Origin of the sequence: Paenibacillus xylanexedens (assembly GCF_007676705.1) — a bacterium.
Taxonomy (GTDB): domain Bacteria; phylum Bacillota; class Bacilli; order Paenibacillales; family Paenibacillaceae; genus Paenibacillus; species Paenibacillus xylanexedens_C.
The window spans coordinates 169566-183456 of record NZ_VEBF01000002.1; the positions used below are offsets into that span (position 1 = coordinate 169566).

Sequence of the window (13891 nt, forward strand, 5' to 3'; positions counted from 1 at the left end):
ATATCCGGGTACTTCTCGCTCTTGTGGATCCCCACAATAGCGTTCTACACTATAAATGATACTAGTTCTTGATTCTAACGGTAGCAGTGGCTTGAGAAGGATACGACTTTTTAATTGGTCCTGTAATACTTAAATCAACATTATCACCTATTACTATGGTGTCATACACTTCTGAGTTTTTAAGCGTTATCCAAATTGCATCAAGTGTGTTTTGTTCGAAAATTTGCGATATTGAGATATTGCCAGTCTCAGGGGTATGCTTAACTACTAATATTTTATGATCTTCTTTTCCAATGACATATCCATTTGAACGATCCCATTTCTCAGGGTTGGTTGATTCGTTGCCAGAGCAACCGATTATAAACAATAAAAGAAAAGGCACTACAAGTAGACTCCACTTTTTCATTAATAGTCCTCCTAATGTGTTTTCCTTACCAATTGACGTTCTCTCCCCGTTGGATGTTGCTTTATAATGAGGTCAAACTACAGATATTGTAAACTTTATACACCTTGAGACGACATTTCAAATAACTTTAAGAGAAGCTCAAGACGGGGAGGATTTGTATTCACGTAATTATCTTAAATGAGAGTTGTGAGAATTATAAAATTTGTTATCACTATATTTGTGATCTATCTTCTTGGTTTGCTTAACTTTGTGACTGTAAAATTTTTCGGGAGTTTCCAGGCAGTTCAAAAAAGAATCGATCATGTGCTTCTGCAAAGAGAACAGTATGGGATATGGAACATTTCATTGGAACCTTTTCAGTCAATTTCTTCTTCAATTGCTTCATTCATTCGTGATCCAACTTTGGGGATAGTAACTTTATTTTTAATTGGCAACGTATTGATATTTGTACCACTAGGTTTTTTATTACCCTTACTGTTGAAAAATTCTTTCTACATTAAAACAATGATGATCTCATTGGGCATTATTGTTAGCATTGAAATAATTCAATTTGTGACTTGTCTTGGAATTGCAGATGTAGAAGATGTGCTGCTTAACATGCTGGGTAGTATGATAGGCTATTTTACTTTTTTTTGGGCTGAAAAACGGTTTGCTATCAACCAGAAGATTCATTCCTCTATGCAATTAAGTAAGCGTAAGAAGCGAAACAAACCGAAAATTCCAGTAGTATGATTCAAAACACAGGCAAGTCTGAACTAGACAAAATGGATTTCTGAATGCATACACTAACTAGGATTGAGGAGCGACCTCCAATGAAAAAATTCTTTATTAGTTCGGCATTAATAATTACTTTGTCAGCAGGAACTGCATTGAGTATTTATGCTAGTAATTATTATGATGAGGGTAAAACTGATGCGCCATCGAGTCCTACTACTCACAACGAAATAAATACTGATAAGGAAATGAAAATCACTGACGTTAATAACCCAAACAATCCATACGTTACACCTTCAGTGGAATTATCAGAAGAGGATATTAAGAGAGGTCAAGAAAGTCTCGACATTATAATTAATCCTTTCGGAACTTTTAATAAGGTAGCCAAGAAGGACTCCTCCATTTCCGAAGAGGAAACAGTTGATAACTTAGATGATGTCACTGCTGATACAGAACAGATTCTCCATCACGGCAATTACTTTGTAAAAAGCGATTCCTAGCTTACTAAGCCTCATTAAGCTAACGGGAAACGTTAGCTCAGTAGAACCAAAGGAGGCAGCAGATCAACATCATGATCGGCTGCCTTTATTCAACTAACGGGCAGGTTAATTTAACATGACCCGTACAGCATCTATAGGGCGTTTATCCATCAATGGGTTTCAAGATAACCCGGAATTGAATCAAGGATTGAAACTGTACAGAGAATTCGTAAAGGAGCTGATTCAACGTGTCTAAGATGGATGAATTGAAAAACAAAATTAGAAGCACATCGAGCAGCAGCGTTCATCCAGAACTTATTGATTCTTCTACAGAAGTCCAAACGACTCCTAAGCCTAAAAAGAATAAGTTTGAAGAACTACATCAAAGGGATACCGTTTGGATCGAGAATGAATTGAAAAAAAGACTGGATAATGAGAGCGCCGCAAATGGTCGAGGCGAAAAAAACCGAATCATTAACGAAGCATAAAGGCGTTACTTTTCTACCAACTAATTATGATTAGTATACGTTTATGTTTCATTATTTTCGATTACTTCTCGCTGACCCATTAAAATTATTAGGGGGAATATAGCTTTTGACGCGCGTCTTGATGAGCTTCAAAACATTCAACGCAAGCTTGATTCGATTTGCGAGAACCTTTAGATTGCGTAAACATAAACGTATACGTGTACGTATACAAGATATTCAACCTACACGGGGTAGTACCAGCGAAGCTGACACCACCCGCAAAGTAGATGTAATTAATGGGGAATTCATTGATAACCTCGCTATATTCCTGCTGGCCATCAGTGATTGCAAGCTTTGAATAGACTTCCAACGACTTGCGGCTTTCGTTGACTTAGAGTGCGCTCTAAGATGTAAGATGTGAACATACACTATGGACAAATATTTAAGCATCCAAGACATTTCCAACCTTACCGGCATCAGTGCATACACCTTGCGTTACTACGAAAAAAACGGTCTGATTCATGCAATAGAGAGGGGTTCGAACGGTCGCCGCCAATATTCTGCAAACGATTTAGCATGGATTCGTTTTTTGGTAAGGCTCCGAACAACTGGAATGACCATTCGACAAATGCAACAGATCGCTGACTTGAGAAGACAAGGTTCCGCTACGACCAAAGAAAGGATAATTCTGTTGGAAGTCCATAAGAACAAGTTAGCGGAACAGATCGAGAGGCTTCAAGAACATTATAAAGTCATTAACGAAAAAGTAGAGATTTACCGCCAAAGAGAATTAGAGAACCCACAACTGGAGGTAGCTGTTGAGCAATGAACTCACCATATGAAATTGGAAAATTGGGAACCACCTCGTACAGCAGTTGGTGTGAAGAATCGTGTTGGTCGCCTTAAGGCACTAGGGAATGCAGTAAATCCGTTACAGATTTATCCGGTAATAGCTGCGATAAGTCATATTCATGCCGCGAGATGCTTTTTTATTGGGAAAATGAAATGAAGCAGCGGGGGTTCAAACGGCTGATGACCTCGACGATGTCCAATGAAGGGGCGCAGCATTTTTACAGAAAACTGGGGTGCCGGTATGCCGGCGGACTGCTGCTTAACGATGAACCATTGGAGATTTTGCTGGCCAAAACAATACTGTAATGTGCGGCAAACGGGTGCTGTCCCTGTGAGGGCGATGCAGCCGTTTCTTTTTTTTTGTAATGGAACCGGGATACGGGCGTATTAACTGTTGAATTACTTGGCCAGGTAATACATTGGCGAAAGGAGATTCTCAAGTGATGCAAGACCGCGCGCTGCTTCACCCTTTCATGCAGGAGGAGATCAGGGAAAAGACGGAAATAGACAGGTTGTTTACAGAGATTTTTGAAGCCTACTATAAACGGATTTTCAACTATATCGGCTATCGTGTGAGTAGCATTCATACGGTCGAGGATCTGACGAGTGTGGTATTTGAAAAGATATTAAGCAAGCTGGAGACGTATTCGCAGAATAAAGCTCCTTTTGAAGTATGGATGTTCGCCATCGCCAGAAATGTAGTGAATGACTACTACAGAAGGCAAAAAAGACAGCAGTTCTTCTCGCTGGAAGCAATCAAGGAGCTGGTATCAAGCAAAAAAGACCCGGAAAGCCTAATCCTGCGGGAAGAGCAGAGCGACAAACTGATTGGTGCGCTTAACAAACTGGATGAAAGAGAGCGGAATCTGGTGGCGCTAAAATTCGGAGCCTGTCTCCGGAACACGGAAATTGCCCAGATTACCGGGTTGTCCGAAAGCAATATCGGAGTGATTCTCTACCGTGCCATGAAAAAACTGAAAGCTGAACTTGGGAGTGTGGATCAGTTATGAAAGTCAAAGGCAATAACGATAAGTTTTTGCGCGATATAGAGGCTTGTGAGCACGGTGCGGCTCCGGGGGGGCTGGCCGGTACAGAGGAAAACCGTGAACTGCTGGAGCTCGGCCAAGCGCTGTCCGGCAAAGATTTCAGCCAATATTCCAACCGCAGCGCCGTGCTGTTTAAAGTACGGGCCATGAACAATAAACAGGAGGCAAACACAATGAAAAATAAACGCGGATTCAAACGTCCTGCCATCGCGCTGAGCGCTGTACTGGCTGGCGGAGTGCTGAGCATAACCATTGCCCAGCCTTCCTTTGCACAGGATATAGTAGATAAAGTGCTGGCTTCGTTCAATCTGGGACATATTGAGGTGGCGCAGATAGAACCTCAGGCTCAACCGACGGAATCAACGGGCAAGCAGTCTTACAAAGCTGCCAAAGAGGGAGAGCAGTCTTACATAGCTGCCAAAGAGGGAGAGCAGGACCCGGACATCGCGGAGCATATACTCAGCATAAAGGACACAACAAAGCTGGCCGACTATGCCGACTTTCCGGTAAAGCTCCCGCAGTATTTGCCAGAGGGATACGCCTTTGACAGAGCGGAATTCTATCGTGACGTGGAGGAGGTAAGCGGCAAATATGTCAATCTCCATTTTACAAACAAGGAGACAAAAGGCAGTATCTACATGCAGCAGCGGCTACCTGATGAAGAGAGTGCGTTCGAAACGGGTACAGACGGCAAGATTGAGGAATTGCAGTTGAACGGTGTTAAAGCGATCCTGATGGATGACAGAACGCTGCTTTGGGAAACCAAGGACGCACTGTATTCCCTCTCCAGTGGTAGTGTGAACAGAAGTGAAATCATCCGCATTGCCGAGTCGATCCGCTAATTGTAAGATTCGCGGTATACTATCTTATATTTCTACGAGAAACGGGAGCCGTCTGTAAAGGACGGCTTTGCCGTTTCTTTTTGCGTCCAGCCCATTTCAGCCTCGTAAGGGAACTGCTTCAAAAGAAGGCGGAATATACCAGTAAAAGGGGGCGATGAGTATATCTAAACTCTATTTGTTTTCTTATAAACCTAAAAATGAAGGATGGACTGAGGAGTGTATAAACTTTCATCTTGATAATCTATTTGAGGTCAAACATCTTCATGACAGAGTGTATTTAATTAAAACAGCCGATGATATTGATTTGTTAGATAAGTACCTTCTTGAGTGCCTACGTACGCGATCGTTAAAATCTTTCTGAAATGCATTTGCGATTATAGCAAATGCAAAGGTATGCGGCAGCACTGAAATATGAGATAAACTCCTGATCTAAAACAAATTGGTGAAGTGGTCAAGACGCCGGAGAGTAGCATATTACTTAAAATTAGACAGACACAGTTAATACCTAGTCACTTGACTGGGTATTTTTTGTTTGATTAACGAACATATATTTGAGGGGCCTGAGAGAAATCGGATAGAAGCGGTTTTCGTTATAGTAAAGAGCTTTTGTACATAATATAGAATTTAACATTTAGGGGATGGGTGGCAATGGAACTGTCGAGGGACAAGAACATGGTCCCTTTAAAGTCGCTATTTTAGCGGCTTTTTTATTTTATCGGTACAAGTTCTTGTCCCAAGCCAAGGACAAGAACTTGTACCGATTACCGTAATGGACAAGAACATCGTCCGATTGCCGATTAGATGTGTACTTAAGTAAAAAGTACATAAGCCCTCATTAGTACCAAATAATTTTATATAAGAACATTCACATTAAAATATATTACTTATGTAACATTTCTCAAAGAAAGACTTTTAAATTATAGTTCTCTTTTTTGTCTCAGACTCTCAATAAAAACAGGTAGTTATCTGGATAAGCTTAATTGAGCGAGTAAATGAAATAATAATTGCTTCTCGATCGTGTATGCGATATATTGCATATAAGAATAATTGTAATGAGGATGAAAACAATGCCAATACCTAAAGATTTTTCCTTACCAGTCCGTATGTCCGCAAAAGAAAGAGCGTTTTCTCAGATTCAGCGATGGATCATTGATGGAACACTGCAACCAGGTGAAAAGCTTATTGATGCGGAAATGGCTGAATCGCTTGGAGTCAGCCGGACACCGATTCGGGAGGCATTTCAGTTACTCGAAGTTCAAGGCCTCGTGTCCATGCATCCAGGAAAAGAAACAAAAGTAACGAATATTGAGAAAAACGATATTTTTAAGATGTATTCAACGATGGCTGCTCTTCAGGCCTTAGCTGCTGAAATCACCGCCCAAACTATTGTTCCAGAACAGATCGAGAAACTAAGATCCATAAATTTGGAATTCGCAAGTTCTATTAAAAATGGACAAGTTTATCAGGCTATGGAGGTGGACGAGCAATTTCATAATTATATTGTGGAGCTCTCAGATAATCCTTATGTAGCTACATTTAATACATCTCTTCAGATTCACATTAGGCGATTTAAATACGTATTTTTAAAACAACCTATTACGGCTACACTAGCTTCAGTTGAAGAACATGATCAGATTATTAAAGCTTTTGAAGGCAAAAATAGCAACGATGCCCATAATTTAATGAAACAAAATTTTATTCGACCGATGCAGGAACTGAACGAAATACTTTGAAATGAGGGAAGAAACATGGAAAATAAAAAAGATCTTCGCATTCGTAGCAAGGTAATCAGTGAAGGTGCTAACCGGGTACCGAACAGAGCGATGCTGCGTGCAGTTGGATTTCAAGATGAGGATTTTAAAAAGCCAATGATCGGAATAGCAAGTACGTGGAGTGAAGTAACACCGTGTAATATGCACATCAATGATTTAGCGGTGCAAGCTAAGCGGGGAGCACGTAATAACGGCGGTGCTCCACTAATTTTTAATACGATTACCGTTTCTGATGGGATCTCGATGGGGCATGGCGGGATGTTGTTCTCGCTACCAAGTCGGGAAGCTATAGCTGATTCGATTGAAATTGTGACCGGAGCCGAGCGTTTTGACGGCGTTGTTGCAATCGGTGGGTGTGACAAGAATACGCCTGCATGTTTGATGGCTATTGGACGGATGAATATTCCTTCTGTTTATGTATATGGAGGAACCATTCAACCTGGTAATCTCGACGGTAAAAAAGTGGATATCGTTTCAGCTTTTGAAGCCGTTGGGCAATATCAAGATGGAAAAATAACAGATGAACAATTGCATAAGGTCGAATGCAGTGTTTGTCCAGGTCCAGGGGCTTGTGGGGGGATGTATACCGCTAATACGATGGCCGCAGCTGCAGAAGCAATGGGTATGTGTTTGCCTGGTTCTTCTTCGACATCAGCTATCTCAGCGGATAAAGCATTGGAATGCGAAGCAGCCGGTAAGCAGGTCATCTCACTTCTTGAACAGGAAATCTACCCAAGAGACATTATGACGAAGAAAGCATTTGAGAATGCGATCACCGTTGTTATGGCTCTAGGGGGATCAACCAACGCATTTCTCCATCTGCTAGCTATTGCGCACTCCGTAGAAGTGGATTTAACCTTGGATGATTTTGAACGAATTCGCTTGCGTGTTCCTCATTTGGCAGATCTGAGGCCAAGTGGTCAGTATGTCATGCAGGATTTGAATGATATTGGTGGTGTTTCCGGGGTAATGAAGCTATTGCTCGCTGAGGGATTACTTCATGGGGATTGCCTCACCGTAACTGGTAAAACGTTGGCGGAGAATTTAGCGGAAGCTGCTCCACTCCAGAATGATCAAGAGATTATACGTCCACTCAATAATCCGCTTAAACCAAATGGACCACTGGTTGTGCTTCGAGGAAACCTAGCTCCTGAAGGCGCTGTTGCCAAAATGTCAGGCATGAAGATACAACAGTTTTCCGGACCGACAAAGGTGTACGATAGCGAAGATGAAGCGACAGAAGCGATCATGAATGATGAAATTCAAGAAGGGGACGTATTGGTCATACGCTATTGTGGACCGAAGGGTGGACCAGGTATGCCTGAGATGCTTTCCGTTACAGCACTCATTGTAGGAAAAGGTCTCGGGGGAAAAGTTGCTCTCATAACAGATGGTAGGTTCTCGGGTGGCTCGCATGGATTTGTAGTCGGCCATGTATCCCCTGAGGCACAAGTAGGTGGACCGATCTCTTTGCTCCAAAATGGAGATATTATCACCATTGATAGCGACATTCAGGAAATTAAGGTTGAAGTGCCAGAAGAAGAGTTGGCCGCTCGAGCGCAAGCTTGGGTACAACCGCCACTGAAAGTGAAATCCGGTGTACTTGCCAAATATGCTAAATTAGTTTCCTCTGCTTCAAGAGGTGCAGTAACAGATTTGATGGAATAGACAATTAAACATTGATGCTACATATAAAATGGGAGGGGAGAAGCTACTACAACGAATGCATGAAGCGTGCTAAACAAAAAAAACGCCAGCTTTAGAGATCAAGAATGTCGCAAGAAAAAGATGAAGAATTTAATTTCATCATTTGAAAATGAAGTGCACCCCCTAGAATAGACATTGGAAAAACCCCTGAGTTTAGCCGATGAAATTCTAGGGGGTGTATTTTTGCTTGTACCGTTTCTCGACTTTCATTAATTGGGGGTTCGCTACGAATAGCAGGCAGGTTCCGGCTAGTGCAGGAATGTTTGGATGGTCTAAATCTCGAATGAGTAAATATTGCCAATGCAAGTCGCTAGCCCGTTGTCGAGGGACAAGAACATGGTCCCATTGAAGTCGCTATTTTAGCGGCTTTTTTATTTATTCGGTACAAGTTCTTGTCCCGAGCCAAGGACAAGAACTTGTACCGATTGCCGAGAGGGACATGAACAAACGACTCATTCCCACGCCGATAGGTGACCAATGGAGAGAGTTGTACTTTGTTTACCTAGATAAAGATCTTAATCCAGCGGAAGCTTGGAAAATCAAACCTACTTATAGGGCTGCTTTTTTAACCTACCTTAGTGGAGTCACAAGTAGGAAAATCACAATCCAAGAACCAGGTAAGAAGCAATCAGGAACACGGGAATTGCTTGTAAATAAAGTTCGATATGCAACAGATATTACTACCGAGCTTCTAAAGTTAATGTAAGTGGAGTGAGTTAGAGAACCACAAGAAGGGGCTGTCTTAAACAGGTAGCCGTATTTTTATTTTCACCGAGCGTGGTTCTTGTCGGTTCTTGCTTTCGGGGCAGGAGTTAAGTCCCTCTCTGGTGAATATTTAAATATGCTATTGCATGTGAATTCAACGTATGGAGTGATCGTATGACATCGAAGATTAATTGTCCGCTTTGCGGTAATGAAGCAGGACAAATGAGAGACAGGTCAGATGTTTACCTGATAAACTGCCCGAATTGTGGTGACTTCCAGATCACCCACGAGTGCTTAGAGGATTTGCCTGCTGAACGAAAACTTCTACCACAGTTGATGAGGGTATCAGCATTCACTCGATACCGCACAATCAACAAAGAGCCGGTAGCAACACTATTCATCGGTAATCCTAACGGCTATACAGAGGGGTATACGATTCATCAAATCGTTGATCAGTTCCCTTCAGTACCGGAACGTAAATTAAAAGCTCTGCAGAACCTTAAGGCTCTTTCGAAATATTGGGGTGATGCAGTGGCGATTGAGCGCAAGGACTACTCCATATTCTTCCCTGAGGTAAACGAAGAACAGCCGAGCTTGATGATGATGCGTACTTTGGTCGAAGAAGGCTTAGTCACAGGTGAGGTGAAGTTCCCGACACAGCTTACGGTATTGGAAAAGGGCTATTCGTTCTTGAGGGATCAAGCAGCTCCTGCAGCATCTGCAGCTCCATCGCCAGCACCTCAAGCTCCTGTAATCGAGGAACCGACTCCAGTCGCAGCTCAACCAAGTAAGTTGGATGGTTTGCATCCGAGAGTATTGGGGGTCGCCCAAAAGCTTTTCGAAGATGGGCATTATCGTTCGGCTGTCCTCGATACTTATGTAGCGTTGGATAATGATGTTCGGCGCAAAAGTAGGCTACAACATGATGGGACAGAGCTAATGCAAAAAGCTTTTACAATTAATAATAAGAAGGGGACTACTGAGAGGGCAACTATTCTTAAGGTAGCTGGCGGTGATGACCCACAACAAGGAGCCATGTGGTTATTCTCTGGCGCAGTGATGGGGGTTCGAAACGTCTTAGCACATGACCATTCGATACATCCAACAGAGCAGGAAGCGCTAGAACAACTTTACTTTGCATCGATGTTGTTCAGTAGACTCGATAAGGCTGTGAATGTTGAAGCGGAGCAACTCATTGCTGAGATTACTCAGCTGAGTTTCAAGCTTGACGGAAATAAGTCCTACTCCTACAAATCACAATTAAGCGAATACCTTGCTTCTTCGAGAGATTATGTTGATGCTGAACTGCACAGGGTCTGTTTCGGTAAGATCCTTGAACTCATTAAAAGCAGCTATTTCAATGACCAAAATGCGGGTATCGATTTGTTATCGGAGTTGGATCCATCAATCTTTGAGCATATTACTTTTGAAGACCATATCGAGTTGATCTGCGCCATTTATTCGACAATTTGTGGCTCATATAAGTCTAACTCTGCAGTAGATTTAATTAAGGCTGGATTTAAGCCTATAACAAGGAGTCTTAAACTGTTTCAGGATCATCTGCTTTCTAGCGCTGAAGCGTTTCAAAGTGTATTAAAAAAGATTTCGTGTAAGGATGACTTTTTCAGGACAATTGTGCACAATTCTGATTTAGAGTTTATGGTCGCATTCCTCAACAAGGTAGTCGATAATGAGTTCGTGTTGAGAAGGAATGACTTGAATACTCTCAGTTATGAATTGAATCGCTTAGGAAGAAAAGGTCTTGAAGACTTGACCGAAAAAATCTACACGATGAACGAGGAACTTTATAAATAGCACAAAACCGCCAGTACATTCTTACTGGCGGTTTTACTTTGCGTTTTTTTTAATCAGGTCATTGCCGTTTATGTCCAAAAGAAAGGAGATAACTTTCAAAAAACACGGCCTTTCTCTTGGAGAAAGTCGTGTTTTTTTCTGAAGTGTTCCGACTTACCTGCGCGTGATAATATCGTACGCCAGCTTGCTTAACGGCCGATCGCTTAGCTTGTCTTCGTGCAGCACATGCCCGTAGAGGAACAGCTGGATTTCTTGCTCGCTCAATTGCATATTGTCAAACAGAGCGGTAAGATCCTTATTATAGGCGTCCTTGTACACGTATTGTTTATGAAGCAGTTCTCTTACGTATTCCTTATGGCTCTGATACACTTCTTGTAGCTGAAAAAGCCGAATGCTACCCTCCAAATGATCGGCTCGATGGCCCGTATGGGTCTGATGCAGCTTAATATTAAAATACGTATTTCCACCGATCAAAGAATCGCTGTTCGAAGAGGAGGTAAGCGCGACATCAAAATAAGTATCCTGGTCAAAGCCGTACTCGTATGGATATAAGATCTCAGTCCCTTTTGCAAGCTTGAAGCGGGAGTTACATATCTGACAAGAAGGCACGAAATTGTGCAGCGACAAGGAAAACAGTTTAAAAACGGAATTAGGATAAAAGTGGTCCAGATCAGCTGTCGCTTTTTTTGCTCTGCGGTCTATGTAATTCGTTATATACTGTCGGTTGCAATAGGGACAAACTTCTACGCCGATCAGGTGCAGTAGCTCATGCCGTAATTCGCTGCTTATGTTCGAATAGTCGATCATTTGAGTGATGAAATCGTTTAATTTATCCATATCGGTTCTGACATCGCGAACAAAGACAAAGGGCATAAATGCATGAAAGTAGGGTACTTTGTGTCGCGGTGTAAATGTCGAGGGACAAGAACATGGTCCCATTGAAGTCGCTATTATAGCGGCTTTTTTATTTAATCGGTACAAGTTCTTGTCCCAAGCCAAGGACAAGAACTTGTACCGATTACCGTACTGGACAAGAACATATTCCTGTTTCCGATTAGACGTATATCTAATCGTTATTTTGCCCGTTAATCCATTCAACTAACGGGCAGTTTAGCTCAATAAGAATTAAAGTGTTATATTGTTTTATATGAGAAAAGAAAATGAAGCGTTTCATACTTTTCGAGTTTCCTGAAAATTATGGGAGGATATAAATACTGTGAACACGGTTTGTTTAGAACTTAAATGACCTTATAATAAAAAAGAGCGAGCTAAATTAAATTGAAAGGTGCAAAAACATGATTACAAATCAACAATTAGTAATAAACAATTTTGAAGAAAAATTAAAAGTATTTACTCATGCAGTTAGTGGAGAACTTACAAGTGAAGAAGATTTCGTCATAGCGAATACGGGGCTACCTACTGATACATTCAATGTACTGCTGTCGAAATCTCCAAATATCAAAAATGCAGTGAAGATTAGACAAGAAATGACTAATCTAACGTTAAAAAAGCATCCCTTTTGTGCTTGGATGGACGCTCAATTTGTCAGTGATGACTGGATAAATCTTATGCAAGAATATGATCTAATGGAAGCAGAACGTAATATCATGATGAAACTTGATAATACATTGAATGTTGGTCAATATTCTCAACAGATGATGATTACGCAAGTGAGAAGTAATGAAGAACTCCTAAAGTACGAAGAGGTTTTTCTTAGTCTATTTGAAGGTACACAAGAAAAATTAGCGTTAGAAAGTTACTTTAATCGATTTTCATATGAACAATTAAGTTCAGCAATGAGAATGTTTATTGGCTGCATAGATGGAACGACTGTATCTACTGGCTTATTAATCGAAAGTAAAGATAGTTATGGTATATATGACGTGATGACAAAAGCAACATTCAGAGGTAAAGGATATGGCAGTGAAATGTTTCAATTCCTTCTAAATCAAACACAGGATAAACAAAAACCAGTTGTATTACAGGCTTCAGATGATGGGAAAAATATCTATAAGCGATTTGGATTTATTGATATCGGAGAAATGGTTGTATTTGAATAAGAATTTTTCTTATTAAGCTAAAGGGAAACAATAGCTCAATAATACAAAGAAAGCAGCGGATCAACTCGATCTGCTGCTTTTGTTCAACTAACGGGCAGGTTAGTTTAATGAAGTTATCGAATTCTTGGTTCAACCAGATTATGAAGGTTTGTACATATTTCGATACCCCTGAGGAGAGGTTTCGGTGGTTTCTCTAAAAACTTTAATAAAATAACTGGTGCTTGAGAATCCAACATTTTCAGCTATCTCATATATAGGTAAATCAGTAGTAACCAGTAGGTTCTTTGCCGCAGATATTCTGCTTACTTTAACATACTCATTCGGTTTTAACCCCATAATCTTCTGAAATAGCCGTATGAAATGATATAGACTGTACCCTGAAAGTTCCGCCATATGTTCCGAGGTCCAATGAAAACCAGGTTTGTTGTGAATTTTATCTGCAATTCCGTGGATAACTTCTTTCTGATCAAGTGTGTTATTGTGCTTTAGCGACTCAGAATTTTTAAGTAGGAATAACAGCAGTTCGTACACTAATGCGGATAAGCGTGGTTCATTCGCCGTTTTGAAGCTATCAATTAATTCGAACATTGCTGAGAAAATGCGTTGTACCTGCTTGATTCCTGCGAATCTAAAGATTGTTATGTCATCAAGCTTCCACATCGATAGTAGTGGGGCCACAGCAGTAAAATGTACAAAACAAATCTCCCAAGGATCTTCCTCATCGGCCCCATATTGTTGCTCCGCTCCTGGAGGATACAAAAACCCACAACCCCCGGTTAATTCAATCTGCTCGCCTTCAGAAATAATATATCCCTTTCCCCGAAGCACAAGGTGAAGATTATACTCTGCTAAAAAACCACTCTCTCTCTTCTCACGATGGGTAGGAAAATCGTAATAATGGCCAATACCTACTGGGTACAAAAGATGATATTTATACGTAGGCGGCGGAATAAATATATTTCGTCTCATATATAGCCCCTTGAGCAATTTTTTTATATATTATAAAGCAAATATGTATTATATACA

General features: G+C 41.1%; 15 protein-coding genes and 1 pseudogene. 13 read left to right on the forward strand and 3 right to left on the reverse strand.

Going from position 1 to position 13891, the window contains the following annotated elements:
- Window positions 1–61 precede the first annotated feature (61 nt).
- Window positions 62–406 (reverse strand): DUF3221 domain-containing protein, encoded by a 345-nt coding sequence (locus FS628_RS10685; protein WP_145321755.1) that lies wholly within the window; start codon window positions 404–406, stop codon window positions 62–64.
- 177 nt (window positions 407–583) lie between these two features.
- Here FS628_RS10685 and FS628_RS10690 point away from each other — a divergent pair, with 177 nt between their 5' ends.
- The 12 genes and pseudogenes from FS628_RS10690 (at window position 584) to FS628_RS10740 (ending at window position 10805) form a co-directional block, all read left to right on the forward strand.
- Window positions 584–1138 carry a VanZ family protein gene (locus FS628_RS10690; RefSeq protein WP_145321757.1) on the forward strand — a complete coding sequence of 185 codons (555 nt, stop codon included), beginning with the start codon at window positions 584–586 and terminating at the stop codon, window positions 1136–1138.
- An 80-nt stretch (window positions 1139–1218) separates the two neighbouring features.
- Window positions 1219–1620: a hypothetical protein gene (locus FS628_RS10695; RefSeq protein WP_145321759.1), complete on the forward strand. Its 402-nt coding sequence runs from the start codon at window positions 1219–1221 to the stop codon at window positions 1618–1620.
- Between the two features lie 236 nt (window positions 1621–1856).
- Entirely contained in the window at window positions 1857–2087 is a 231-nt protein-coding gene (locus FS628_RS10705; RefSeq protein WP_260871085.1) for a hypothetical protein, read from the forward strand.
- Window positions 2088–2193: 106 nt separating this feature from the next.
- Complete coding sequence (locus FS628_RS31335; protein ID WP_186327792.1) at window positions 2194–2424, forward strand: hypothetical protein; 231 nt, start codon at window positions 2194–2196, stop codon at window positions 2422–2424.
- Between the two features lie 72 nt (window positions 2425–2496).
- Window positions 2497–2895, forward strand: a complete 399-nt coding sequence (locus FS628_RS10710) for a MerR family transcriptional regulator (protein ID WP_145321763.1) — start codon at window positions 2497–2499, stop codon at window positions 2893–2895.
- Between the two features lie 158 nt (window positions 2896–3053).
- Window positions 3054–3224: pseudogene (locus FS628_RS10715) on the forward strand (GNAT family N-acetyltransferase); the annotation flags it as partial.
- Window positions 3225–3361: 137 nt separating this feature from the next.
- Complete coding sequence (locus FS628_RS10720) at window positions 3362–3928, forward strand: sigma-70 family RNA polymerase sigma factor (RefSeq protein WP_145324069.1); 567 nt, start codon at window positions 3362–3364, stop codon at window positions 3926–3928.
- Entirely contained in the window at window positions 3925–4806 is an 882-nt protein-coding gene (locus tag FS628_RS10725; protein ID WP_145321767.1) for a DUF4367 domain-containing protein, read from the forward strand. Before FS628_RS10720 ends, FS628_RS10725 begins: the two co-directional genes overlap by 4 nt.
- 1067 nt (window positions 4807–5873) lie before the next feature.
- Window positions 5874–6539, forward strand: coding sequence for a GntR family transcriptional regulator (locus FS628_RS10730; protein ID WP_100527506.1), 666 nt, complete (start codon window positions 5874–5876; stop codon window positions 6537–6539).
- A gap of 15 nt (window positions 6540–6554) precedes the next feature.
- The gene (gene ilvD, locus FS628_RS10735) at window positions 6555–8246 is read left to right on the forward strand and encodes a dihydroxy-acid dehydratase (protein ID WP_145321769.1); all 1692 of its coding nucleotides are present in this window, start codon (window positions 6555–6557) and stop codon (window positions 8244–8246) included.
- 478 nt (window positions 8247–8724) lie between these two features.
- Window positions 8725–8991: a hypothetical protein gene (locus tag FS628_RS31980; protein ID WP_222125223.1), complete on the forward strand. Its 267-nt coding sequence runs from the start codon at window positions 8725–8727 to the stop codon at window positions 8989–8991.
- Between the two features lie 173 nt (window positions 8992–9164).
- Complete coding sequence (locus tag FS628_RS10740) at window positions 9165–10805, forward strand: TIGR02391 family protein (RefSeq protein WP_145321771.1); 1641 nt, start codon at window positions 9165–9167, stop codon at window positions 10803–10805.
- A gap of 153 nt (window positions 10806–10958) precedes the next feature.
- On the opposite strand, the gene FS628_RS10745 is transcribed toward FS628_RS10740, so the two are convergent.
- Complete coding sequence (locus FS628_RS10745) at window positions 10959–11612, reverse strand: hypothetical protein (RefSeq protein ID WP_222125224.1); 654 nt, start codon at window positions 11610–11612, stop codon at window positions 10959–10961.
- Between the two features lie 488 nt (window positions 11613–12100).
- On the opposite strand from FS628_RS10745, the gene FS628_RS10750 reads away from it, so the two are divergent.
- The gene (locus tag FS628_RS10750) at window positions 12101–12865 is read left to right on the forward strand and encodes a GNAT family N-acetyltransferase (protein WP_145321773.1); all 765 of its coding nucleotides are present in this window, start codon (window positions 12101–12103) and stop codon (window positions 12863–12865) included.
- 138 nt (window positions 12866–13003) lie between these two features.
- Here FS628_RS10750 and FS628_RS10755 read toward each other — a convergent pair whose 3' ends face one another.
- Entirely contained in the window at window positions 13004–13834 is an 831-nt protein-coding gene (locus FS628_RS10755) for an AraC family transcriptional regulator (RefSeq protein WP_145321774.1), read from the reverse strand.
- Window positions 13835–13891: the final 57 nt, after the last annotated feature.